At 66.1% G+C, this 22663-nt stretch carries 24 protein-coding genes; 13 read left to right on the top strand and 11 right to left on the bottom strand.

Going from position 1 to position 22663, the window contains the following annotated elements; translation table 11 throughout:
- The first annotated feature begins 211 nt into the window (after positions 1–211).
- Positions 212–1831, top strand: a complete 1620-nt coding sequence (gene guaA, locus G3N62_RS10095) for a glutamine-hydrolyzing GMP synthase (protein WP_124669728.1) — start codon at positions 212–214, stop codon at positions 1829–1831.
- 150 nt (positions 1832–1981) lie between these two features.
- Here the strand turns inward: guaA and G3N62_RS10100 are convergent, their stop codons facing one another.
- Positions 1982–2878: a LysR family transcriptional regulator gene (locus tag G3N62_RS10100; protein ID WP_124669727.1), complete on the bottom strand. Its 897-nt coding sequence runs from the start codon at positions 2876–2878 to the stop codon at positions 1982–1984.
- Positions 2879–2995: 117 nt separating this feature from the next.
- Here G3N62_RS10100 and G3N62_RS10105 point away from each other — a divergent pair, with 117 nt between their 5' ends.
- Both G3N62_RS10105 and G3N62_RS10110 read left to right on the top strand, forming a co-directional pair.
- Positions 2996–3925 (top strand): NmrA family NAD(P)-binding protein, encoded by a 930-nt coding sequence (locus tag G3N62_RS10105; RefSeq protein ID WP_124669726.1) that lies wholly within the window; start codon positions 2996–2998, stop codon positions 3923–3925.
- On the top strand, positions 3922–5079 hold the full coding sequence (locus tag G3N62_RS10110; protein WP_124608939.1) for an epoxide hydrolase family protein: 1158 nt from the start codon (positions 3922–3924) through the stop codon (positions 5077–5079). The genes G3N62_RS10105 and G3N62_RS10110 overlap by 4 nt, the downstream gene beginning before the upstream one ends.
- 301 nt (positions 5080–5380) lie before the next feature.
- On the opposite strand, the gene G3N62_RS10115 is transcribed toward G3N62_RS10110, so the two are convergent.
- Positions 5381–5944 carry a TetR/AcrR family transcriptional regulator gene (locus G3N62_RS10115; RefSeq protein WP_124669725.1) on the bottom strand — a complete coding sequence of 188 codons (564 nt, stop codon included), beginning with the start codon at positions 5942–5944 and terminating at the stop codon, positions 5381–5383.
- A 159-nt stretch (positions 5945–6103) separates the two neighbouring features.
- On the opposite strand from G3N62_RS10115, the gene G3N62_RS10120 reads away from it, so the two are divergent.
- The gene (locus G3N62_RS10120; protein ID WP_069706314.1) at positions 6104–6541 is read left to right on the top strand and encodes an ester cyclase; all 438 of its coding nucleotides are present in this window, start codon (positions 6104–6106) and stop codon (positions 6539–6541) included.
- A gap of 118 nt (positions 6542–6659) precedes the next feature.
- Here the strand turns inward: G3N62_RS10120 and G3N62_RS10125 are convergent, their stop codons facing one another.
- The 9 genes from G3N62_RS10125 to G3N62_RS10165 form a co-directional block, all read right to left on the bottom strand.
- On the bottom strand, positions 6660–7277 hold the full coding sequence (locus G3N62_RS10125) for a 3'-5' exonuclease (protein ID WP_049032646.1): 618 nt from the start codon (positions 7275–7277) through the stop codon (positions 6660–6662).
- 390 nt (positions 7278–7667) lie between these two features.
- Complete coding sequence (locus G3N62_RS10130; RefSeq protein ID WP_049032644.1) at positions 7668–8117, bottom strand: acetyltransferase; 450 nt, start codon at positions 8115–8117, stop codon at positions 7668–7670.
- Positions 8118–8214: 97 nt separating this feature from the next.
- On the bottom strand, positions 8215–8703 hold the full coding sequence (locus tag G3N62_RS10135) for an NUDIX hydrolase (protein WP_049032643.1): 489 nt from the start codon (positions 8701–8703) through the stop codon (positions 8215–8217).
- 8 nt (positions 8704–8711) lie between these two features.
- The gene (locus tag G3N62_RS10140) at positions 8712–9590 is read right to left on the bottom strand and encodes an NAD(P)-dependent oxidoreductase (RefSeq protein WP_049032642.1); all 879 of its coding nucleotides are present in this window, start codon (positions 9588–9590) and stop codon (positions 8712–8714) included.
- Between the two features lie 107 nt (positions 9591–9697).
- Positions 9698–9976, bottom strand: a complete 279-nt coding sequence (locus G3N62_RS10145) for a DUF971 domain-containing protein (protein WP_034188815.1) — start codon at positions 9974–9976, stop codon at positions 9698–9700.
- Positions 9973–10968 carry a HEAT repeat domain-containing protein gene (locus G3N62_RS10150; RefSeq protein ID WP_124669724.1) on the bottom strand — a complete coding sequence of 332 codons (996 nt, stop codon included), beginning with the start codon at positions 10966–10968 and terminating at the stop codon, positions 9973–9975. Before G3N62_RS10150 ends, G3N62_RS10145 begins: the two co-directional genes overlap by 4 nt.
- Before the next feature lie 31 nt (positions 10969–10999).
- Positions 11000–11245, bottom strand: a complete 246-nt coding sequence (locus G3N62_RS10155; protein ID WP_034188813.1) for a ferredoxin family protein — start codon at positions 11243–11245, stop codon at positions 11000–11002.
- 11 nt (positions 11246–11256) lie between these two features.
- The gene (locus G3N62_RS10160; protein WP_124669723.1) at positions 11257–12996 is read right to left on the bottom strand and encodes a fumarate reductase/succinate dehydrogenase flavoprotein subunit; all 1740 of its coding nucleotides are present in this window, start codon (positions 12994–12996) and stop codon (positions 11257–11259) included.
- Entirely contained in the window at positions 12993–13763 is a 771-nt protein-coding gene (locus G3N62_RS10165) for a GntR family transcriptional regulator (RefSeq protein ID WP_034188811.1), read from the bottom strand. Before G3N62_RS10165 ends, G3N62_RS10160 begins: the two co-directional genes overlap by 4 nt.
- A 289-nt stretch (positions 13764–14052) precedes the next feature.
- Here G3N62_RS10165 and G3N62_RS10170 point away from each other — a divergent pair, with 289 nt between their 5' ends.
- The 9 genes from G3N62_RS10170 to uraD all read left to right on the top strand — a co-directional run bounded on the left by G3N62_RS10170 (position 14053) and on the right by uraD (position 22634).
- Positions 14053–15270, top strand: a complete 1218-nt coding sequence (locus G3N62_RS10170; protein ID WP_059561799.1) for an MFS transporter — start codon at positions 14053–14055, stop codon at positions 15268–15270.
- A 280-nt stretch (positions 15271–15550) separates the two neighbouring features.
- Positions 15551–15952 (top strand): DnaJ family domain-containing protein, encoded by a 402-nt coding sequence (locus G3N62_RS10175; protein WP_034188809.1) that lies wholly within the window; start codon positions 15551–15553, stop codon positions 15950–15952.
- Complete coding sequence (gene tadA / locus G3N62_RS10180; RefSeq protein ID WP_069706307.1) at positions 15949–16545, top strand: tRNA adenosine(34) deaminase TadA; 597 nt, start codon at positions 15949–15951, stop codon at positions 16543–16545. The genes G3N62_RS10175 and tadA overlap by 4 nt, the downstream gene beginning before the upstream one ends.
- An 82-nt stretch (positions 16546–16627) precedes the next feature.
- On the top strand, positions 16628–17566 hold the full coding sequence (gene ldcA, locus G3N62_RS10185; protein ID WP_124669722.1) for a muramoyltetrapeptide carboxypeptidase: 939 nt from the start codon (positions 16628–16630) through the stop codon (positions 17564–17566).
- A 307-nt stretch (positions 17567–17873) separates the two neighbouring features.
- Positions 17874–18578: a GntR family transcriptional regulator gene (locus G3N62_RS10190; protein ID WP_034188807.1), complete on the top strand. Its 705-nt coding sequence runs from the start codon at positions 17874–17876 to the stop codon at positions 18576–18578.
- Positions 18579–18727: 149 nt separating this feature from the next.
- Positions 18728–20212 (top strand): NCS1 family nucleobase:cation symporter-1, encoded by a 1485-nt coding sequence (locus G3N62_RS10195; RefSeq protein ID WP_034188806.1) that lies wholly within the window; start codon positions 18728–18730, stop codon positions 20210–20212.
- 10 nt (positions 20213–20222) lie between these two features.
- On the top strand, positions 20223–21014 hold the full coding sequence (locus G3N62_RS10200; RefSeq protein ID WP_124669721.1) for an aspartate/glutamate racemase family protein: 792 nt from the start codon (positions 20223–20225) through the stop codon (positions 21012–21014).
- 148 nt (positions 21015–21162) lie between these two features.
- The gene (gene puuE / locus G3N62_RS10205) at positions 21163–22116 is read left to right on the top strand and encodes an allantoinase PuuE (RefSeq protein WP_034188804.1); all 954 of its coding nucleotides are present in this window, start codon (positions 21163–21165) and stop codon (positions 22114–22116) included.
- On the top strand, positions 22113–22634 hold the full coding sequence (uraD, locus tag G3N62_RS10210; protein WP_124669720.1) for a 2-oxo-4-hydroxy-4-carboxy-5-ureidoimidazoline decarboxylase: 522 nt from the start codon (positions 22113–22115) through the stop codon (positions 22632–22634). The genes puuE and uraD overlap by 4 nt, the downstream gene beginning before the upstream one ends.
- The last annotated feature ends 29 nt before the right edge of the window (positions 22635–22663 follow it).

Consider the following 22663-nt stretch of genomic DNA (forward strand, 5'->3'; position numbering starts at 1 on the left):
GACGTTCGCGAAGTTCATGGCGAGCTTCTATCTGGCGCTCGCGCTGCTGTGGGGCGTGCTGACGCTCGCCGGCGTGACGTTCCTCGGCAAGCGTGCGTTCACGCTGATCCGGCTGATTCGCGAGCCGCCTGCCGCCCGACGCCGCTGTCCATGCTTTTGACGCAGCGCTCGATGCGCTGCTTTTCTTATTCTCTTCATCCCGTCCGCAGCCATGCACGACAAAATCCTGATTCTCGACTTCGGTTCGCAAGTCACCCAACTGATTGCGCGGCGCGTGCGTGAAGCGCACGTCTACTGCGAAATCCACCCGAACGATGTGTCCGACGACTTCATCCGCGAGTTCGCGCCGAAGGCGGTGATCCTGTCGGGCAGCCACGCGAGCACGTACGAAGACCATCAGCTGCGCGCGCCGCAGGCCGTGTGGGATCTCGGCGTGCCGGTGCTGGGCATCTGCTACGGCATGCAGACGATGGCCGTGCAGCTCGGCGGCAAGGTCGAGTGGAGCGACCATCGCGAATTCGGCTACGCGGAAATGCGTGCGCACGGCCATACGCGCCTGCTCGACGGCATCGAGGATTTCACGACGGCCGAAGGCCACGGGATGCTGAAGGTCTGGATGAGCCACGGCGACAAGGTTGCCGAGCTGCCGCCGGGCTTCGCGCTGATGGCGTCGACGCCGAGCTGCCCGATCGCCGGCATGGCCGACGAGGCGCGCGGCTACTACGCGGTGCAGTTCCACCCGGAAGTCACGCACACGGTGAAGGGCCGCCAGATCATCGAACGCTTCGTGCTGCAGATCGCCGGCGCGAAGCCCGACTGGATCATGAAGAACCACATCGAGGAAGCCGTCGCGAAGATCCGCGAGCAGGTCGGTGACGAGGAAGTGATTCTCGGCCTGTCGGGCGGCGTCGATTCGAGCGTCGCGGCCGCGCTGATTCACCGCGCGATCGGCGACCAGCTCACCTGCGTGTTCGTCGACCACGGCCTGCTGCGCCTGAACGAAGGCAAGATGGTGCTCGACATGTTCGAGGGCCGCCTGCATGCGAAGGTCGTGCACGTCGATGCGTCCGACCAGTTCCTCGGCCACCTGGCCGGCGTGACCGATCCGGAAGCGAAGCGCAAGATCATCGGCCGTGAGTTCGTCGAGGTGTTCCAGGCCGAGGCGAAGAAGCTGTCGAAGGCGAAGTGGCTCGCGCAGGGCACGATCTACCCGGACGTGGTCGAATCGGGCGGCACGAAGACGAAGAAGGCAACGACGATCAAGAGCCACCACAACGTCGGCGGCCTGCCGGAAACGCTCGGCCTGAAGCTGCTCGAGCCGCTGCGCGACCTGTTCAAGGACGAAGTGCGCGAGCTGGGCGTCGCGCTTGGCCTGCCGCCGGAGATGGTGTACCGCCATCCGTTCCCGGGCCCGGGCCTTGGCGTGCGGATTCTCGGCGAAGTGAAGCGCGAGTATGCGGACCTGCTGCGCCGCGCGGACGCGATCTTCATCGAGGAACTGCGCAACACGACCGCGACCGCGCAGGACGCGGCGGCCGGCCTGTGCGGCGAAGCCGATGTCGGCAAGAGCTGGTACGACCTGACGAGCCAGGCGTTCGCGGTGTTCCTGCCGGTCAAGTCGGTCGGCGTGATGGGCGATGGCCGCACGTACGACTATGTGACGTCGCTGCGCGCGGTGCAGACGACCGACTTCATGACCGCGCACTGGGCGCACCTGCCGTACGCGCTGCTCGGCCGTGCGTCGAACCGGATCATCAACGAAGTGCGCGGGATCAATCGGGTCGTGTACGACATTTCGGGCAAGCCGCCGGCGACGATCGAGTGGGAGTGATTCACAATCGGCTCACGTCGTCTCGAGCAGTATCAAAAATCGACCGTGAGCCTTTTGTGTCAAGGGATTGAGTGATTCAGCGCGCATCCTGTTTCACTCAATCCCGGTCATTCGGGCGGTACGAATGACGGTACCGCATGAGACGGCTGGCTAGTCGCGCGAGGACGTTAGCCTGACCGTATCAAGGTGACCGATCAGGGCATCGATGAAAGCCCGGACCTTTGCCGACATGCTGCGGTGCGTCGGATACAACGCGTGAAGCTCGATGGGTTCCCGTCGCAATGACGGAAGGACCCGCACCAGGGTGCCCGCCGTCAAGGCGGGAGCCGCGAGGTAGCTTGGAAGAAAACCAATCCCGCCGCCGCCTTCAAGAACGATCTTCTGCGCAGCCGCGTCCGGGATGATTGCCCTGCCACGCGGCTGTATGGTCAATTCCGCTTTGCCATCCTGAAAAATCCAGTTCGTGGGCGCCTCCCGAACGATGAGCGCATGTCCGTGAAGTTCAGCTGCCTCCATCGGAACGCCCGCTCGCGCCAGGTAGGACGGACTTGCGCATAACCACAATTCAACGGGTGGCAGCCTGCGAGCGATGAGCGACGAGTCAGGCAGTGTGCCGACGCGCACCGCCACGTCGATACCGTCGCGCGCAATGTCGACGTAGTTCGAGTCCGTGGTCAGCTCCACGGCGAGTTCCGGATAGCGGTCGAGAAATTCAGGCAGCATGGGCGCCACGAGTCCCTGCGCGAACGATTGCGTCGTGTTGATCCGTAGAAGCCCGCGCGGTTTTCCCGCGTAGCCATCGATGATCGCCTGCGCTTCCTGTAGGTCCTGAACTGCCCGCGACGCGTAGGGCAGCAGCAGTTTTCCCGCGTCAGTCAGCCGGAAATGTCGTGTGGACCGGTCGAAGAGCGCCGATCCAATCTCCGTCTCCAATCGGACGAGCGCCCGGCTGACGGACGATTTGGGCGTCTTCAGCGCCCGTGCGGTGCCGGAAAGGCTGCCGCTATCGGCTAACCGAAGAAAGATGATGAGGTCGGCCTGATCCATTTCGTATCGTTTTCCGGAACAGCGAGTCGCGATTCAGCCATCTTATATTCAAACCCGGAACAACCTAGACTTCTTCTCAACGACGTACACCGCGCGTCATGACGAACCGAGGAAGTCATGGAGAACACGCAAACGAGCTATCTGGTCGCCGGCGCCGCCGGCAATCTTGGGCGCAGGGTCATTGATGCGTTGCTTCGCACGCGGCCCGCCAGTGAGATCCGTGCGGGTGTTCGCGGCGGTTCGGCAGGCAAACATGCCCATCGTGCAAAGGGGTGGGCAGCGAACGGCGTAACCGTCGTCAATATGGATCTGGACGACCCGCTTAGCCTCAGGCACGCCTGTGCCGGCGTCGGTACCGTCATTTCGGCAGTTCAGGGCGGACCTGACACCATCATTGACGGCCAGTCCCGTTTGCTCGATGCAGCGCTCGCGGCGAACGTCGGGCGATTCGTCCCGTCGGACTTCTCGGAGAACCTGTTCTCGATTCCTGAAGGCATTAACCCTTACCTCGACATGCGGCGGACCTTCGATCGCAAGGTCGCCCCGAGTGGCATCGGCTATACCCACATCCTGAACGGTGGATTCATGGAGGCCGTGTTCTCCCATCCCGGCCTGATCGATGCCAACGCGGGCACGATCACTTATTGGGGTGACGACGAGGTGCCGCTCGATTTCACTTCCATGAGCGACGTCGCGGCCTGGACGGTGGCGGTCGTCGAGGATCCGGCATCGGCCAACCGGGTGGTGTCCGTGGCAGGTGACTGCCGCACCATTGCCCAGATCGCAGGTGACTATGCAGCAGCGACGGGCAGGGCGCTTCATCGGATTCGTCGAGGCTCGATCGCGGACGGATACGCCGAACTACGGCGAATGGCGAAGGCCGGTGCTCATCCGACGGCGATGCTGTCGCTCCAGTATCTGCTACCGATGATGTCGGGCGAAGGGACTTTGCGCGACATCGCGAATGACCGATATCCGGCGGTGCGGCCGACATCGCTCGTCGACTTCATGAAACGTCGCTACGCAACTAAAGGCAGCAAGTCATGAGTGATCTGATCAAGCCGTTTCATCTCGATGTGCCCGAGCACGAATTGTCCGATTTGCGCGAGCGACTGCGGCGGGTGCGCTGGCCCGACCCTGAGACCGTCAATGACACGAGTCAGGGTCCGCGGCTTTCAAAGCTGCAGGCATTGGTCGCGCATTGGATAGAGGGTTACGACTGGCGTCGCTGCGAGTCGATGTTGAATGACTTCGGGCAGTTCAAGACGACCATTGACGGCCTTGACATCCACTTCCTCCACATTCGGTCACCTGAACCCGATGCCGTTCCATTGCTGATGGCGCATGGTTGGCCCGGTTCCGTGCTTGAGTTCCGCAAGGTGATAGGGCCGCTCGGCAATCCCGCCGCACATGGCGGCGATCCGAGGCAGGCGTTTCACCTCGTCATTCCGTCGATGCCGGGATTTGGTTTTTCCGACAAACCTGATGAACCCGGATGGGACATGTCGCGCATTGGGCGCGCTTACGTTCAGCTGATGCACCGACTGGGCTATGACCGTTGGGTCATGCAAGGTGGTGATCTTGGCGCAGGCGTGACGGACGAAGTCGCGTCACTGGCGCTCCCCGAGCTTATGGGTATCCATCTGAACTTCGCGATGTTCATGCCCACGCCGGACGAAATGCGCGACGCGACGCCGGATGAGCAGGGCATGCTCGACAGTGCCCGGTATTTCTGGAGCACGCTATCCGGATACGCTCAACAGCAGCAGACGCGACCGCAGACGATAGGCTACGCGCTCGCGGATTCTCCGGTTGCGCAGGCAGCGTGGATTTACGCGATGTTCCAGGACACGTGCGGCACCGCGGGCAACGCGGAAGCTTCCTTCACGCTCGACGACATGCTCGACGACATCATGTTGTACTGGATACCCAATACGTCGGCTTCGTCAGCACGACTGTATTGGGAACTGAAGCGATCCAGCTGGTCCTCCGCGGCTCGTATCGATCGTCCCATTGCCGTGCCGTCTGGATTCACCATGCTTGCTGGCGAACACGTACGAAAATCGCGGCGGTGGATCGAACGACGCTACCGCGATGTGCGGCACTTCGGCGAGCACGAGCAGGGTGGCCATTTCGCCGCGTTGGAAAATCCGAATGCGCTGGTAAGCGATATTCGCGCGACATTTGCGAGCATCCGTTAAAGAAGAGCCAATGGCACATCTGCTTCCGAACGTTGTTCGGAAGGGATTTAGCTCGGCCGCAAAAGCCTGGACGGCGAACACGATTGCGGCGGACGCAGACGAAGCAGTGGGTTCCTGGCCGGCCGATACCGCAATCGTGCGTCAATCAACGTAGGGGGGGGGCGCCGCACGAATTTCATCCGCCACCTTTGGCGGACTGTCACGCCGTCCAAACCGAGCGGCGTGAACGGCTTGATCGGACCGGCCTGAAATAGCAGGAGGATCGCTCATCCGAACAGGCCTGAAATAGCAGGAGGATCGCTCATCCGAACAGGCCGCGAATAACCAATGCTACCCGCGCCAGCCGCGTGCTGTGCTTGATCCGGCCTGAGCTTTCGAGCTGAACCAGCCCATGAAGGGTTGCCCAAAACGTCTCCGTCGCCACGTCGACATTCAGACTCGACGGCACGACAGCGGCAAGCACCTCGAAGGCTTCTCTCAGTTCAGGCCTGGTGTCGGCCTCTGCGAAAAGCAAGTCGGTCGGCATCGTGAACATCGCCTCGTAGAGCGCGGGATTGTCGCGAGCGAAGTCGAGATAAGCGATCGCAACACTTTCGCACGCCTGGCGGGGATCGGTTGATCGCTGCGCCGCTTGATGAAGCGCCGTCTTGATTTCCCGAAAGCCTTCGAGCGCAACGGCGCCGACGATCGCGTCCCGGTTCTTGAAGTGCGAATAGAGGACGGGCTGGCTGTACTCGATCTCGTCAGCCAGGCGGCGAACGGTAACGGCGCTCCAGCCCTCTGCCTCCGCAATCTGTCGGGCCGCTGCGGTGATGCGCTGCTCGCGTGCGTCCCGGTCCCTGTTCTTGCGCTCGGCGACCCCCATCACTGATTCCCCCAAAAGCCTCTTTGACCCGTAATTATACCGACGCTTGAAGAAATAGCGTTGCTAGACTATGATTCTAGCGTTGCTAGATATTTTTTCTCGGATAGAACTTCGAAGCAGGCAGTGATGTGACTCCCTAACCGCAAAAGGACTTCATCCATGAACAGCGCTCCTTCCCCTGATCTGGCCACGCTCGGCTACCTCTTTGCCGAGATCATGTCCAACCACGATGTATCGCGCCTCGACGAGATCAAGGCCCCGAACTACGTGAACCACAACGCATTCGCTGAACCCGGACGGGAAGGTTCCAAGAAGGTGCTTGGGGCCATCATCGCGGGCGTTCCCGACCTGAAGGTCACCGCGGAGGACGTTTTCGTGTCGGCCGACGGCTCCCGCGTGGTCGGTCGCTATCGTTACGAGGGCACCCACACCGGCAACCTTCTCGGCTACCCCGCGACCGGCAGGCCCTTCGTCATGCGCTCGATCGACATCTGGCGGGTGGAGCACGGCCGCTTCGTCGAACACTGGGACGAACTCAACACCCTCGAGGTCTTCATCCAGATCGGCGCCGTCCAGCCGCCCAAGCAGCCTGCGTAAGCTTCCGGGTCGGGTTCACGTCCGGGCAAAAAAAACGGCTTGGCGCTTGCCAAGCCGTTTTTGCATTCACGCATCGCGTGGAACGGGACGCGTCGTGTCAACGGGCGCGACCGGATGCCTACGCGTGCGCGCACCCGAGCGAACGCAGATACGTCGGCACCTTCGCCTTGCTCGTTGCCTGGACTCGCGACATCAGCGCGTGATCGATGCGATCCAGCCCGTACGTCCGGGCGATGTCGTGCTGCAATCGGCACCACAGATGGCCGGCCATTTCGGCATCGACCATCGCCCGGTGCGCGCGGCCCGATTTCGGTAACCGCAGCATCTCGACCAGGCTCGACAGGCGATGACTGCGAGCGTCCGGGTAGATCCGTCTCGCCACCAGCATCGTGCAGGCGAACGCATGCTCGGCCGGCATGCCGAGCTGCCCGAGCTCCGACTGCCAGAAGCGTTTGTCGAAACCGGCGTTGTGGGCGACGACCGCATGCTTGCCGACGAACGCCGCGGCTTCCTTCATCACTTCGGACGCCGGCGGTGCCGACGCGATCATGTCGTTCGTGATGCCGGTGAGCGCGACGACATCGGACGGGATGCGCCGGCCCGCATTCATCAGGCTCTGGAAGCGGTCGACGATCTGCCCGTCACGCAGAAGGATGACGGCGATTTCGGTCGCGCGGTCGCCCATGTTCGGCGACAGTCCGGTGGTTTCGAAGTCCAGTACCGCGACGGTCTGCATGGTTGAATCCTGCTGCTTCATGGGGTGACGTTTGGGTTGGCCGAGAGAGTAGCATCATCGGGGCGGAGATAGGCTCGTTTGGCCCGAGAAACGCGCGTTCTCGCTATTGCACCGTTTGTGACTGGCTGCGATGCAGGGGCGTGATCCGACTGACGTTGTTCCACGCGTGATCGTCGCGCGGCAAGCTCACCCGGACCTTCGGCCATCCGGATCAAGATCGGATGACGGCAGGAAATCCGGGCTTGCCAGCGCGGCGGCTATCCGTTACCTGCGCTCGAGAACGACATGGCATCGGCGCGATTGGCGTCCGACAGCGGGCCGCGAACGGGAATCGAGATGTCATCGCTCGGATAACGTGCGAATGGATGTCGCACCGGTTCCCGATCCTGCTCAGGATCGTTCGCTACCGCGATAACGAAGGTGAATCAGCGGATACGGCCGCCCTTGTCCGTCGCAGGCCGATCGTCCGCAGCGCTCGAACCCGAGCCGCTCGTAGAATGCCGTGGCCGCTTCGTTCTGCTCGTTGACGTCGGTCGTCAAATCGGGGTGGCGCCCGAGCGCAGCTTCGACAAGCCGCCGACCGACACCCGTCCCATGATGGGCGGGATCGACGAACAGCGCTTCCATGTGACTGCCGTCGAGCAGCATGAAGCCGATCGGCCGATCGTGCGCGTCGACAGCGAGGTCGAGCGGCGCGGCCGGCAGGAACGTGACGACTTCGGCTTCGATGGCGCGGCGGTCGTCGTCGCTCAGGAAGGGGTGGGTTGCGTCGACGGCACGGCGCCAGATATCCAGCACGCGTGTGCCGTCGGCCTCGGTGGATTGGCGAATTCTGATCATGATTGGATAGGTTGTGATCCGGTGCCCGGCGGGTAGCCCGCACCGCGATGGATCGGGCGCATCGTCCGCACGGTAGCGCGGAAACGACGGCGAAGCGTCAAACGGGCGAGCGCCGCGCGTCGCCCAGGGATGCCGACCGTTCGATCGCCCGTCGCGCGACGTCGCGCACGCCCGCACTCATCGGCACGTCATCACGATCGAGCTCGTCGAGGGCGAACCAGCGCGCATCGAGCGCATCGTCGCCGGCGGCGGGCGTGCCGCGCAGCCATCGGCACAGCACCGCGACCATGATGAAATGCTGGCGCACGGCGCCGCCCGCATCGTAATCGAACGCATCGAGCGCGGTAAAGGCGTCGAGTGCATCGACCGCGACGGTCGTCTCTTCGGCGATCTCGCGAACGACCGCGTCCGCGATCGGTTCGCCCGGTTCGATCTTGCCGCCGGGGAACCCCCAGCAGCCCGCGTCGGGCGGATTCGCGCGGCGCACGAGCAAAACGTCGCGTTCGCGCAGCACGATGCCGATCACGGCGGGAACGGGGCGCACGGTTGCGGCGGCGCCGATTGCGGAGGGCTGCGTTCCGGACATGGGCGCGCCTATGCGTCGGTGCGTCGTTCGATCGCGCGAATCACCGCGACCATGTCGTCCGATCCATGTCCGGCTTTTTCGGTCTCGCCGTAAAGCGCGTGACAGACGTCGAGCAGCGGCGACGCGATGCCGGTGCCGCGCGCGGATTCGGCGACGAGGCGCGCGTTCTTCAGCACGTCGGTGATCGCGGCCTGCACGGAGAAATCTTCCGCGACGAGCTTGCCGAGTTTCACGCGCGATACGTCGCTTGCCATCGGGCCGGCGTTCAGCACGTCGGCGAAACGTGCGAGATCGATACCGTGACGTTGTGCGAAATGCGTGGCTTCGGTCAGGCCGGTGACCATCGTGATCAGGAACAGGTTGACGGCCAGCTTCATCGTCAGCGCCGACGGCACGTCGCCGCACACGAAGCTGTCGCGGCACAGCGGCTTGACGAGCGCGCGCACGGCGTCGACGTCGTCCGGCGCACCGGCCAGCATCACGACGAGCTGGCCCGCTTCGGCCGGCTTGCGCGACCCCGATACGGGCGCCTCGACGTAGCGGCCCGACGCGGCGGCGATTTCATCGGCGAGCGCACGCGAATACCCGGGTGCGTTGGTGCCCATGTTCACGATCGTGTGGCCGCCGACGCGCGCGGCAAAACCGGGTGTGCCGCGCGCGAGGACGGCGTCGATCGCCGCGTCGTTCGCGAGCATCAGGATCACGGTGCGGCACGCCGCGAACACGTCGTCGACGTGCTCGGCGATGCGCGCGCCGGCGGCGCGCAGCGCATCGTCGCTGCCGCGCGACCGGCTCCACGCGACGAGCGGCGTGCCGGCACGCGCGAGATTGAGCGCCATCGGCGTGCCCATCACGCCGAGGCCGATGAATCCGACTGCGGTTTGCATGTCCTTGCTCCCACGGTGGGTGGAGACGTTCGTGGGCGTCAGTATCGCAGCGTTTCCACACGCGTGCCATCGCGCCCGCGAACCCGCGGGAAGCCGCACGGCGGCTGCTAGTCGATGTCCGCCAGATAGGGCCACGGATAGATGCCGCGCGCGTGGCCGTCGCCGAACATGAAGCGCACGCCGTAGCCGGCCGGCTCCACGCCTTCGAGCGTCAGGTCGGGCCGGGCATCGATGCGACCGCCGTCACGCCGGATGCGTCGGCATGCCGCGCACGGGCATTCGGAGCGCAATCGCGCATAGCCGATGCGCTGCGTTGCGCCGTCGGGCCAGCGCAGCATGAGCGCGCCTGCCGGATGGTCGAGCGCGATTTCGGTCGGCGCGATCATCGGGGCGCGTCGCCGATTTGCCGGATCGCGATCCGTACGGCCTTGCGGACTTCCGGGTCGCGATCCTCGAGCACATCGTTCAGGGCGGGCAGCGTCGCAGGGTCGCGCAATTCGCCGAGCGCGAGCGCGGCTTCCTTGCGCAGATTGCTGATCGCATGCGAGAGCAGCGCGACGACGGCCGGCGCCGCAGCCGCGTCGCGCAACTGCCCGAGTGCGCGTGCTGCGCGCAGACGCACCTGCCAGTAGTCGTCGTCGAGCGCGGCGACGAGCGGCTCGCGCGCCAGCGTCACGCGCAGCTTGCCGAGCGTGGTGGCTGCTTCCTCGCGTACTTGCCATGCGCGATCGCGCAGCGCGGCGAACAGCGCATCGATGACGGCCGCATCGCCGGCTGCCGCGAAGCCGATCGAGCCGACCGCGGCACGTCGCACGTCCGCATCGGTATCGGCCGTCGCGATGCGCGCGAGCGGCGAAAGCGCGCGCGGATCCTTGAGCCAGCCGAGCACCGTGACGGCTTCGGCGCGCACGGCGGGGGGCTCGGCCTCGAGCGCATGCAGCGCGGGTGCGAACGCACCGGGGTCGCGCAACTCGCGCAATCCGCGCAGCACGGCACGGCGCACGAACGGCTCGGGCCGGCCGGCCCAGCGGCACAGTACGGGACCCGACGCCGGGTCCTTCAGTTCGGACAGGCTCTGGGCGGCGGCGGCGCGCACGTCGTCGTCCGGATCGAGCAGCGCGCCGCACAGCGCCTCGACGACGTCGGGCTGTTCCCACGCACCGAGTACGCGGGCGGCTTCGCCGCGCACGTCGGCCGACGGGTCGGTGCGCAGCGCGGCGACGAACGCCGGCACGCGTTCGGGATCCTCGAGATCCGCGAGTTCGAACAGCGCGACGCGGCGCACGGATGCGTCGGGCGCGGCGAGGCGGGCGACGAGCGCGGCCGGGTCGCGCTCGTGTGCGCCGGGTAGCGGGGCGGCGAAAGGAGAGTCGGTCATGAGCGAAGAAAAAGGGCGTTGACGTACGCGGTCAGCGCAGCAGGTAGGGGATTTCGACCTTGACTGCGCCGGTCGGACAATCGCGCTCGCACGGCATGCAGTACCAGCATTCGTCGAACTGCATGTAGGCCTTGCCCTTGGTCACGTCGATCGCGAGCAGGTCGAGCGGGCACACGTCGACGCAGACGGTGCACCCCTTGTCGGCGATGCAGCGTTCCTCGTCGATCGTCACGGGTGCGCTGCTGCGCAGGAAGATGTCGTGCGGGGTATGGGGCACGGTAGGGCTCCTTAGAGGGCAGTCGCGAGCGCGGCCGGTTCGCGGATGCGCAGATTCGTGTAGGCACCGCGATCGTCGTCGGCCAGCGGCACGACGTACGGTTCGACCGGCCGCTTCTCGCTGCGCATCGCGCCATCGGCATCCTTGCGCAGCCACGTGTGGCAGAACCATTCGGCGTCGTTGCGACGCGGGAAGTCGACGCGATGATGGTACAGCCCCCAGCGGCTCTCGGTGCGGAACAGCGACGCGCGCGCGGCCATTTCCGCGCAGTCGCGGATCGCGCGCACTTCGGCCGCCCGCATCAGTTCGTGCGGATGACCGGCCTTGATCTGTTCGATATCCTCAGTAATATCGTCAAGGCGTTGCAGCCCGATTTCCATCTTGCGCGTCACCTTCGGCGGTTGCAGGTAATCGTTCACCATGCGGCGCAGCTTGTATTCGACCTGCGCCGGCGCGAGGCCGTGTTCGCGCAGAAGCGGTGCCATCACGCGGGCGCGTTCGGCCTCGACCTGTTCGTCGTCCACCGGCGCAAGGTCGCGTCCGGCCACGTCGTCGGCCGCGTTCTGCCCGGCGAACCAGCCGTACGTGAACGCGCCGAGCATGTAGTTGTGCGGGACGGCCGCCATGTCGCCGGCCGCGTAGAGCCCCGGCACGGTCGTCTCCGCGCGCGCGTTCACGTACACGCCCGATGCGCTGTGACCGCTGCAGAAGCCGATCTCGGAGATGTGCATCTCGACCATCTGGCTGCGGTAGTCGGTGCCGCGCCCCGCGTGGAAGCGGCCGCGGCTCGGCCGTTCGTTCGTATGCAGGATCTGCTCGATGGTCTGGATCGTTTCTTCCGCGAGATGGTCGAGCTTCAGGAACACCGGGCCGTTGCCGCTCTGCAGTTCCTGGTAGAACTCCCACATCATCTGGCCGCTCCAGTAGTCGCATTCGATGAAGCGCTCGCCCTTGCCGTTCGCGGTGAAGCCGCCGAGCGGGCCCGTCACGTACGCGCACGCCGGGCCGTTGTAGTCCTTGATCAGCGGATTGATCTGGAAGCATTCGAGATTCGCGAGCGCGGCGCCCGCGTGATAGGCCATTGCGTAACCGTCGCCCGCGTTGGTCGGGTTCTCGTAGGTGCCCATCAGGTAACCCGATGCCGGCAAGCCGAGGCGGCCGGCCGCGCCGCAGCAGAGGATCACGGCCTTCGCGCGGATCACGTGAAACTCGGCGGTGCGGCAGTCGAAACCGAGCACGCCGCTTGCGCGGCCCTGCGTATCGGTCAGCACGCGCGTCGCGACGATCCGGTTCGTGATCGCGATGCGCGCGCGCTTCAGTTGCCGGTACAGCACCTTCTTGATGTCGTGCCCCTCCGGCATCGGCAGCACGTACGAGCCCATGTGATGGACCTTCTTCACCGCGTAGTCGCCGGTGCCGTCCTTCTCGAACTTCACGCCCCAGCGGTCGAGCTGCTCGATCGTCGTGAAGCTGTGCGCCGCGTACGCGTACACGGCTTCCTGGTCGACGATGCCGTCGTTGGCGATCGTGATTTCGCGCGTGTACTGTTCGGGCGTCGCATGACCGGGGATCACCGCGTTGTTCAGGCCGTCCATGCCCATCGAGATCGCGCCGCTGCGCTTCACGTGGGCCTTCTCGAGCAGCAGCACACGCAGGGACGGGTCGCGCTCCTTCGCCTTGATCGCCGCCATCGGCCCGGCCGTGCCGCCGCCGACCACGACGACGTCGTATTCGTGAACCTGGGTTGTCATCGCTGTTTCCTTGCAGATTTGCGTGGTTTTTGCCGGTCGATGCGCAGCCGGTACTGGAATGCGTCGCCACGGAAGTAGAGGTATTCGTAGTCGATCGGGGCGCCCGACGCGTCGTGCGTGAGGCGCTCGATGCGCAGCACGGGGCTGCCGTCCTCGACGTGCAGCGCATCGACGATCTCGTCGTCGGCGAGGATCGCGTCGATCGACACGTCGGCATGGCCGAGCGGGATGCCGCAGTCGTTTTCCAGCACGAGGAAGATGTCGCGGGTCGCGAGATCGGCGCCCGCGAGGCGCTTGCCGAGCGCTTCCGGCACCCAGGTCTGTTCGAGCGACACCGGTTCGCGGTTCAGCAGCCGCACGCGGTGGATCTCGACGAGCGGCGCGCCTTCCGGCACGTTCAGCTTGGTCGCGAGATGGCGGTCGGCTTTCACGGTGCGCAAGCTGCGCAACTGGTTGACGATCTCGTAACCCATCGACGACATCGCCTCGGCGAAGCCCTGCAGCGACGTCACGTTCTGGAACGCCTTCGGCTTCGACACGAACGTGCCCTTGCCGTGCAGCTTGAACAGCAGTCCTTCCTTCTGCAGGTCGCCGAGCGCCTGGCGCACCGTGATGCGGCTGACGTCGAACATCGCGCACAGCTCGTGCTCGGACGGCATCCGGCTGTGCGGCGCATAGGTGCCGTCGAGAATGCGCGCGCGCAGCATGTCCTTGATCTGTACGTAGAGCGGGGCCGCCGACAGCGGCACGACGTTGGATGCGGTCATCGATCAACTTGTTATGACAAGATGGACCGAGTGTAGTCAGCGTGGCCGCGCGGCCAAACCAACCATTTCCGATAACGAATTTCCGATTCCGGCAAAGCGGGGCGAACGCGTGACCGGTTCGTTGCCGGCCGCGCGGATTGGCCGACAATGAAAAATCGCCGGCCCGTGACCCGCGGATGTCGATTTCCCGATGATTCGCCCGTCGTATCCATGTCGACCGGGTATGGCGCCGCACATGCGGCCTGTACCCGGTTTCCGAGGATGGCCGAAACGGACAAGGAGACGCCAAATGACGGATTCCCGTTACCGCTGGGTGATCGTCGCCGCGGGCGGCCTGATGGGCTGCGTCGCGATCGGCGCGATGTTTTCCCTGCCGGTGTTCCTGCGCGCGATTGCGCGCGACACGGGCTGGTCGATGACCGGCATTTCCACGGCGATGACGCTCGGCTTCATTGCGATGGCCTTCGCGAGCATGGCGTGGGGCAGCCTGTCGGACCGGATCGGCACGCGGCCGGTCGTCCTCGCGGGCGCGGTGCTGCTGTCGGCGAGCCTCGCGCTGGCGAGCCGCGCGCCGTCGCTGTTCGCGTTCCAGCTGACCTTCGGCCTGGCCGTCGGCGGCGCGACCGCCGCGATATTCGCGCCGATGATGGCGTGCGTGACGGGCTGGTTCGACACGCACCGCAGCCTCGCGGTGTCGCTCGTGTCGGCCGGCATGGGAATGGCGCCGATGACGATGGCGCCGCTCGCCGCGTGGCTCGTGTCGGTGCGCGACTGGCGCACGTCGATGCTGCTGATCGCCGGGTTGGCGGCCGTCGTGATGATTCCGGTGTCGCTCCTGGTACGGCGGCCGCCCGCGCTCGACCCTGCCTCCGCGCACGCCGCGCCTTCGGCTGCCGGCGCTCCGGCGGCGATGTCGGTCGCGGATGCGCTGCGCTCGCCGCAGTTCATGATCCTGCTGCTGACCAACTTCTTCTGCTGCGCGACGCACTCGGGCCCGATCTTCCACACGGTCAGCTACGCGGTCACGTGCGGCATCCCGCTGATCGTCGCGGTGTCGATCTACAGCGTCGAGGGGCTCGCCGGGATGGGCGGCCGGATCGCGTTCGGCATGCTCGGCGACCGCCTCGGCGCGAAGCGCATGCTGGTGGCGGGGCTGCTCGCGCAGGCGCTCGGCGCGCTCGGCTATTACTTCGTGCGCTCGCTCGACGGGTTCTACGCGGTCGCGACGCTGTTCGGCTTCATCTATGCGGGCGTGATGCCGTTGTATGCGGTGCTCGCGCGCGAGAACTTCCCGCTGCGGATGATGGGCACCGTGATCGGCGGTTGCGCGATGGCCGGCAGCCTCGGGATGGCCGCGGGCCCGGTCGCCGGCGGCCTGATCGTCGATACGTTCGGCAGTTACGGCTGGCTGTACCTCGGTTCGTTCGCGATCGGCCTCGGCGCGTTCCTGATCGCGATGATGTTTCGCCCGTTCGCGAAAACGCGGCCGGAAACGGCGGCCGCTTGATGCGGCGGCGGAAACGGAACGGCTGCCGTTTCGTCGGACCGGCGCGGTCCGGCGCGCCTCGTCACGAATAGAAAACAGGGCCCGACGCCGTTTGCGTCGGGAGCGGCCCGCACGGCGCTCGGCCCGCTGCGGCGCAGCAGAGCGGCATTTGACGGTGATCGGCGTGCATGCGTGGCGATTCGGCCCCTAAAAAGCACAATATCGAGCATATATTCGAAGGGCCTGTCATAGCCGCGTCACCCTGCTAGAATTCGGCCTGCCGCATTGTTCCGATTGACTGATGAGATTGCTTGACGCCCTGGTCGAACAACGTATCGCCGCCGCCGCCGCGCGGGGCGAGTTCGACGATTTGCCGGGTACCGGCGCGCCGCAGGCGCTGGATGACGACCTGCTCGTGCCCGAGGAGGTGCGGGTGGCCAACCGTATCCTGAAGAACGCGGGCTTCGTGCCGCCGGCCGTCGAACAATTGCGCGCGCTGCGCAACCTGCATGACGAAGTGCAGGCGGTCAGCGACCGTGCCGCGCGCTGCCGGCTGCAGGCGAAGATCCTCGCGCTCGACATGGCGCTCGAATCGCTGCGCGGCGGCCCGATGGTGATGCCGCGCGACTACTGCCGGCGCATCGCGGAGCGCCTGTGCGAGCGCGGGCTCGATGAAGCGCCCGCCGACACGGGGCCGATGTGACGTCCGACGCGCTGCACGACGCAGCCCGGTCGGCAACCGCTCCGACGGCCGAACCGGCCACCGATACACCTGTTCCCGAAGCCACGCCCGTGTCGGCGCGCGACCTGCATTTCATGCGGCTCGCGCAGGCCGCCGCCGAAGAGGCGCGCGCGGCCGGCGAGGTGCCGGTCGGCGCGGTGCTCGTGCGCGGCGACGAAGTGATCGCGCGCGGTTTCAACCATCCGATCGGCGGGCACGACCCGTCCGCGCATGCGGAAATGGCCGCGCTGCGGATGGCCGCGCAGCATCTGCGGAATTACCGGATGCCCGGCTGCGAGTTGTACGTGACGCTGGAGCCGTGCCTGATGTGCGCGGGCGCGATCATGCATGCGCGCATCGCGCGGGTCGTCTACGGCGCCGCCGATCCGAAGACGGGCGCGTGCGGCAGCGTGATCGACGCGTTCGCGAATCCGCAGCTCAACCACCATACCGAAGTGACGGGCGGCGTGCTCGCCGACGAGTGCGGCGCCGCGCTGAAGTCGTTCTTCGCCGAGCGCCGTCGCGCGCTGCGCGAGGCGCGGCTCGCCCGCGATGCCGCACCCGGCGCGTCATAAGCCCACCCGTCAGGCACGACGCCGTGAACCGGAGACGGTTCGGACCCTCTAAGCAGGTTTGACGACCCGACACCTTTCCCCCATGTCCTTCCAGCCCGCCGCGTCCTATACCATCCGCCTGCTGGCGCCGTCCGGTTATCCGCACGACCCGGACGCGATCAATCGCGCGCTCGAACGCCTCAGCACCGCGCAGCATCGCATCGAGAACATCGAGGCGACGCAGCGGCGCTACCAGCGGTTCGGCGGTACCGACGGGGAGCGGGCAGGCGACCTGAACCGCCTCGCCGATCCCGAGCGGCCGCTGCCGGACATCGCGCTCGCGGTGCGCGGCGGCTACGGCGCCGCGCGGATCCTGCACGGGCTTGACTACCGCGGGCTCGAGCGCCGGCTGCGCGACCAGCCGGTCGCGCTCGTCGGCCACAGCGACTTCACCGCGATCCAGCTCGCGCTGTATGCGAAGGCGCGCATCAAGACGTTCGGCGGCCCGATGCTGTCCGCCGACTTCGGCGCGGAAACGCCGAGCGACTTCACGATGCAGCACTTCTGGCAGACGCTGACGCAGCCGGGCGCGACGATCGTCACCGAGGCGCCGCAGGTGCAGGCGGCGAACGTGACGGGCACGCTGTGGGGCGGCAACCTCGCGATCCTGACGTCGCTGATCGGCACGCCGTACATGCCCGACATCGAAGGCGGCATCCTGTTCATCGAGGACGTCAACGAGCAGCCGTTCCGGATCGAGCGGATGATCTACCAGTTGCACCTGTCGGGGCTGCTCGCGCGCCAGCAGGCGCTCGTGCTCGGCCAGTTCACCGGCGCGCGGCCGTTCGAGTACGACAACGGCTACGACATGCAGGCCATGATCGACCAGGTCCGAGCGGTGATCGGGATCCCGGTCGTCACGGGGCTCCAGTTCGGCCATGTGCCCGACCTGCTGACGCTGCCGTTCGGCGCGCAGGCGCAACTGGTCGCGAATGCGCACGGCTTCCGGCTGACCTTGTCGGACTACCCGCATCTCGGCTGATGCAGGCGCGATCGATCGAAAGGCGGGTTTTCCGCCTTTTTCTTTATGTAAATGCGCAACTAACGGTCGAAAATTTTCGTCGACGCACGACCGATTGTTGCCCGCGTATGCACCAGTTTTGTCAACAAAATGGCCGGTCGGGTATACGACAGGAAAGGCCTCAGACAGGCATGTGAGGCTTGTCTTGCATGGAATGAGCGCATCCTGCACCGAACCGGGTCGCGTCGATGCACGCCGATTGTGCGAAATCCCGGAAAAGAATTGTTGACAATCTTTATGTCCGCCCTAGGATGAGGACCATCACACGATGCAGATCATGAACGAGCCCGATTCCCAGCCGTCCGGCGCAGCCGGTCCCGAAGCGATCGCCGAGCGGATCCGCACCGCGATCCTCGAGCATCGGCTCGCGCCCGGCGCGAAGCTGACGGAGGCGCAGCTCTGCGACGTGTTCGGCGTGAAGCGCGGGACGATCCGCCAGGCGCTCGCGCAGCTCGCGACCGACAAGCTGGTCGATCTCGAGCCGAACCGCGGCGCGTTCGTCGCGAGCCCGACGCTGCAGGACGTGCACGAGGTGTTCGAGATGCGCCGGATCATCGAGCTGGCGGTGGTCGAGCGGCTGGCAACCGGGCCCGGCGCGAAGCGGCTGAAGGGCGTCGCTGCGCTGATCGACAAGGAGCGCAAGGCGTTCGAGCGGCACGACTTCGCGGCGTGGATCCGGCTGTCGGGCGAATTCCACACGGCGCTCGCCACGCTGATGGGCAATGCGACGCTCAGCGCGTGCCTCGAAGGGCTCGTCGCACGCTCGACGCTGATGTCGGCGCTGTACGAATCGCACGGGCGCAGCCCGTGCTCGTGCGACGACCACGACGAGATCCTCGCCGCGCTGGAGGCGGGAGACCCGAAGCAGGCGGTGACGCTGATGGCGCGCCACCTGCAGCATGTCGAACTGAAGATGCTGGACCGGCCCGCGCAAGGGCAGGTCGATTTGCGCGAAGTGTTCGGCGGCGCCTGAGCGGCGACGCGAACCCGGCCGCGCGCCACAGAACGAGCGAAATGCAGGCCCGCGGTATTTGCCGCGGGCCGCTGGTCCGACTCCGGGCGACGATCCGGAGCGATATCGATGACGGTGGAGCGGCCGCCCGGCCGCGTCAAGGAGAAGTCATGGCTCAGTTCAGTGTGGCGCACGAGAGCGCCTTTCCGGCGAAAGAAGGCGGCGAGGGCGGTGATCCGACGCTGCCGGATGGTTACAGCGAACGTCTGTACAACGAAGATTTGGCACCCCTGAAGAATCAGACGTGGGGCGCGTACAACATCTTCGCGTTCTGGATGTCGGACGTGCACAGCGTCGGCGGCTACGTGTTCGCGGGCAGCCTGTTCGCGCTCGGGCTGACGAGCTGGCAGGTGCTGATCGCGCTGATCGTCGGCATCGGCCTCGTGAACGCGCTGTGCAACCTGATCGCGCGGCCGAGCCAGCAGATCGGCGTGCCGTATCCGGTCGCGTGCCGCGCGACCTTCGGCGTGCTCGGCGCGAACGTGCCGGCGGTGATCCGCGGGCTGATCGCGATCGCGTGGTACGGCATCCAGACCTATCTCGCGTCGAGCGCGCTCGTGATCGTCGTGCTGAAGTTCTTCCCGCAATGGCTGCCGTACGCGGACGTCCATCGCTACGGCTTCCTCGGGCTGTCGGCGGTCGGCTGGGCCGGCTTCATGCTGCTGTGGGTGCTTCAGGCGTTCGTGTTCTGGAACGGGATGGAGACGATCAAGAAGTTCATCGACTTCGCCGGCCCGGCGGTCTACGTCGTGATGTTCATCCTCGCCGGCTACATGGTGTGGCGCGCGGGCTGGCGCAACATCGGCATCAACCTCGGCGGCGTCAAGTATCACGGCGCGGAAGTGATCCCGGTGATGATCACGGCGGTGTCGCTGGTCGTGTCGTACTTCTCCGGGCCGATGCTGAACTTCGGCGACTTCTCGCGCTACTGCCGCTCGTTCGGCGACGTGAAGCGCGGCAATTTCTGGGGGCTGCCCGTCAACTTCCTCGCGTTCTCGCTCGTCACGGTGATCACGACGGCGGCGACCTTGCCGGTGTTCGGCGAACTGATCACCGACCCGGTCGAGACGGTCGGCCGCATCGACCATCCGACCGCGGTGATCCTCGGCGCGCTGACGTTCACGATCGCGACGATCGGCATCAACATCGTCGCGAACTTCGTGTCGCCCGCGTTCGACTTCTCGAACGTCGCGCCGCGGCTGATCAGCTGGCGTGCGGGCGGGATGCTCGCGGCCGTCGCGTCGATCTTCATCACGCCGTGGAACCTGTTCAACAACCCGGCCGTGATCCACTACACGCTCGACGTGCTCGGCGCGTTCATCGGCCCGCTGTACGGCGTGCTGATCGCCGACTTCTATCTCGTCAAGCGCGGCCGGCTCGTGCGCGACGACCTGTACACGATGTCGGAGAGCGGCAGCTACTGGTATACGGGCGGCGTGAACCGCCGCGCGCTCGCCGCGCTGCTGCCGGCGGCCGTGATCGCGGTCGTCTGCGTGATGGTGCCGGGCTGGCAGGCCGCCGCGAATTTTTCCTGGTTCATCGGCGCGGGGCTCGGCTTTGTGTTCTACCGGCTGCTCGTGAGCGCGAAGGCGTGAGGAGCGTGCGATGAAGATCCGACTGATCAATCCGAATACGACGCAGCGGATGACCGACGCGATGGGGTGCTGCGCACGCGAGGTCGCGGCCGCGGGCACGGAGATCGTCGCGGTGAGCCCGCCGATGGGGCCGCCGTCGATCGAAGGTTATTACGACGAGGCGCTCGCGACGCCGGGGCTGCTCGCCGAGATCGCGCAGGGCGAGCGCGACGGCTGCGACGCCTACGTGATCGCGTGCTTCGGCGACCCGGGCCTGTACGCGGCGCGCGAACTCGCGCACGGGCCGGTGATCGGCATCGCCGAGGCCGCGATGCATGCGGCGAGCGTGCTCGCGCCGGGCTTCTCGGTCGTCACGACGCTCGCGCGCACCTGCGGGATGGCGTGGCACCTCGCGGAGCGCTACGGGATGAAGCGCTTCTGCCGCAACGTGCGCGCGACCGACGTCGCGGTGCTCGAACTCGACCGGCCGGGCTCGGCCGCGCGCCGGATCATCGTCGACGAATGCCGGCGCGCGCTCGACGAGGACGGCGCCGACGCGATCGTGCTCGGCTGCGCGGGGATGGCCGAGTTCGCGCACGAGATCGAGCAGCAGATCGGCGCGCCGGTGGTCGAAGGCGTCACGGCGGCCGTCAAGTGGGCCGAGGCGCTCGTCGCGCTGCGCCTCGCGACCGCGAAACGCGGCGATTACGCGCGGCCGCTGGCGAAGCGCTACGACGGCGCATTCGCCCGCTTCAGCCCGCCGGACGGGGAGGCGGCGGAGCCGGTCCCGAATTTGCCGCAACCGCACATACACACCGTCTGACACGCACTATCTGCGTCGCTGTATGGGCGCGTATGAACGTTTTCGCTACACTGGGCCGTCATCGCATCGGCTCGTGCGGCCGGCTTCCGGCGCCGCGCGGTCGATGCGAACCCATTATTTCAGCCCGCTTTCGCCGTACTTCGAACCCATGTCACTCGATCCCAACTATCCTCGCGACCTGATCGGCTACGGCCGCCATCCCGTTCAGGCGAACTGGCCGGGGCGCGCCCGCGTCGCCGTGCAATTCGTGCTGAACTACGAGGAGGGCGGCGAGAACTGCGTGCTGCACGGCGATCCGGGCTCCGAGCAGTTCCTGTCCGAAATCGTCGGCGCGGCCGCGTATCCGGACCGCCACATGAGCATGGAGTCGATCTACGAATACGGTTCGCGGGCCGGCGTGTGGCGCATCCTGCGCGAATTCGAGAAGCGCGGGATGCCGCTGACGGTCTTCGGCGTCGGCATGGCGATCGAGCGTCATCCGGAGCTCGCGCGCGCCTTCGTCGAGCTCGGCCATGAAATCGCGTGCCACGGCTGGCGCTGGATCCACTACCAGAGCATGACGCCGGAACTCGAAGCGGAGCACATGCGCCTCGGGATGGAAGCGATCGAGCGCGTGACGGGCGAGCGTCCGCTCGGCTGGTATACCGGCCGCGACAGCCCCAATACGCACCGCCTGGTCGCGGAATACGGCGGCTTCCTGTACGACTCCGACAACTACGGCGACGACCTGCCGTTCTGGATGGACGTCAAGGTGTCGGGCGGCGGCACGTCGCCGCAACTGATCGTGCCGTACACGCTCGACACGAACGACATGCGCTTCGCGACGCCGCAGGGTTTCAACACCGGCGATCACTTCTTCGACTACCTGCGCGACGCATTCGACGTGCTGTACGCGGAGGGCGACGAGGCGCCGAAGATGCTGTCGATCGGCATGCATTGCCGGCTGCTCGGCCGGCCGGGCCGGTTCCGCGGGCTGCAGCGTTTCCTCGATCACCTCGAGAAGCACGATCGCGTTTGGGTGACGCGCCGTGTCGATATCGCGCGTCACTGGCGTGAACATCATCCGTATCAGCCCAATCATCAAGACGAAGGGAAAGCATGAAGGCGATGCGCTACACGTTGGAACAACTGAACACGATGGCGCCGAGCGCATTTGTCGCGGCGCTGTCGGGGATCTTCGAACATTCGCCGTGGGTGGCCGAGGTCGCCGCGGGCGAGCGGCCGTTCGCGAGCATCGACGCGCTGCACAAGACGATGGCGGACGCGGTGGAAACGGGCGGCGAAGCGCGCCAGCTCGCGCTGATCAACGCTCACCCGGAATTGGCCGGCAAGGCCGCCGTGCGCGGCGAGCTGACGGCCGAGTCGACGCGCGAGCAGAGCGGTGCGGGCCTCGACCAGTGCACGCAGGAAGAATTCGACAAGCTGCTGACGCTGAACCGCACGTATCGCGAGAAGTTCGGCTTCCCGTTCATCCTCGCGGTGCGCGGTTATGACCGGCACGGCATCATCGCGAACTTCGAGTCGCGCGTGAATCATTCGCGCGCCGAGGAACTGCGCGCGAGCCTCGACCAGATCTACCGGATCGCGCGCTTTCGCCTCGACGACCTGATCGACGCCTGACACCGCGCACGGCCCGCTGCGTCGCGGCG

The organism is Burkholderia sp. Tr-20355, assembly GCF_017104685.1.
GTDB lineage: Bacteria > Pseudomonadota > Gammaproteobacteria > Burkholderiales > Burkholderiaceae > Burkholderia > Burkholderia seminalis.

Excerpts from the sequence above, each read along its gene's own strand:
- G3N62_RS10165 (WP_034188811.1), bottom strand. The coding sequence starts at position 13,763 with ATGACCGCATCCAACGTCGTGCCGCTGTCGGCGGCCCCGCTCTACGTA.
- guaA (WP_124669728.1), top strand. The coding sequence starts at position 212 with ATGCACGACAAAATCCTGATTCTCGACTTCGGTTCGCAAGTCACCCAA.
- G3N62_RS10140 (WP_049032642.1), bottom strand. The coding sequence starts at position 9,590 with ATGCAAACCGCAGTCGGATTCATCGGCCTCGGCGTGATGGGCACGCCG.
- puuE (WP_034188804.1), top strand. The coding sequence starts at position 21,163 with ATGTCACTCGATCCCAACTATCCTCGCGACCTGATCGGCTACGGCCGC.
- G3N62_RS10190 (WP_034188807.1), top strand. The coding sequence starts at position 17,874 with ATGCAGATCATGAACGAGCCCGATTCCCAGCCGTCCGGCGCAGCCGGT.
- G3N62_RS10120 (WP_069706314.1), top strand. The coding sequence starts at position 6,104 with ATGAACAGCGCTCCTTCCCCTGATCTGGCCACGCTCGGCTACCTCTTT.
- G3N62_RS10160 (WP_124669723.1), bottom strand. The coding sequence starts at position 12,996 with ATGACAACCCAGGTTCACGAATACGACGTCGTCGTGGTCGGCGGCGGC.
- G3N62_RS10200 (WP_124669721.1), top strand. The coding sequence starts at position 20,223 with ATGAAGATCCGACTGATCAATCCGAATACGACGCAGCGGATGACCGAC.
- G3N62_RS10110 (WP_124608939.1), top strand. The coding sequence starts at position 3,922 with ATGAGTGATCTGATCAAGCCGTTTCATCTCGATGTGCCCGAGCACGAA.
- G3N62_RS10130 (WP_049032644.1), bottom strand. The coding sequence starts at position 8,117 with ATGATCAGAATTCGCCAATCCACCGAGGCCGACGGCACACGCGTGCTG.
- ldcA (WP_124669722.1), top strand. The coding sequence starts at position 16,628 with ATGTCCTTCCAGCCCGCCGCGTCCTATACCATCCGCCTGCTGGCGCCG.
- uraD (WP_124669720.1), top strand. The coding sequence starts at position 22,113 with ATGAAGGCGATGCGCTACACGTTGGAACAACTGAACACGATGGCGCCG.
- G3N62_RS10170 (WP_059561799.1), top strand. The coding sequence starts at position 14,053 with ATGACGGATTCCCGTTACCGCTGGGTGATCGTCGCCGCGGGCGGCCTG.
- G3N62_RS10125 (WP_049032646.1), bottom strand. The coding sequence starts at position 7,277 with ATGCAGACCGTCGCGGTACTGGACTTCGAAACCACCGGACTGTCGCCG.
- G3N62_RS10150 (WP_124669724.1), bottom strand. The coding sequence starts at position 10,968 with ATGACCGACTCTCCTTTCGCCGCCCCGCTACCCGGCGCACACGAGCGC.
- G3N62_RS10145 (WP_034188815.1), bottom strand. The coding sequence starts at position 9,976 with ATGATCGCGCCGACCGAAATCGCGCTCGACCATCCGGCAGGCGCGCTC.
- G3N62_RS10100 (WP_124669727.1), bottom strand. The coding sequence starts at position 2,878 with ATGGATCAGGCCGACCTCATCATCTTTCTTCGGTTAGCCGATAGCGGC.
- G3N62_RS10115 (WP_124669725.1), bottom strand. The coding sequence starts at position 5,944 with ATGGGGGTCGCCGAGCGCAAGAACAGGGACCGGGACGCACGCGAGCAG.
- G3N62_RS10135 (WP_049032643.1), bottom strand. The coding sequence starts at position 8,703 with ATGTCCGGAACGCAGCCCTCCGCAATCGGCGCCGCCGCAACCGTGCGC.
- G3N62_RS10175 (WP_034188809.1), top strand. The coding sequence starts at position 15,551 with ATGAGATTGCTTGACGCCCTGGTCGAACAACGTATCGCCGCCGCCGCC.
- G3N62_RS10195 (WP_034188806.1), top strand. The coding sequence starts at position 18,728 with ATGGCTCAGTTCAGTGTGGCGCACGAGAGCGCCTTTCCGGCGAAAGAA.
- G3N62_RS10105 (WP_124669726.1), top strand. The coding sequence starts at position 2,996 with ATGGAGAACACGCAAACGAGCTATCTGGTCGCCGGCGCCGCCGGCAAT.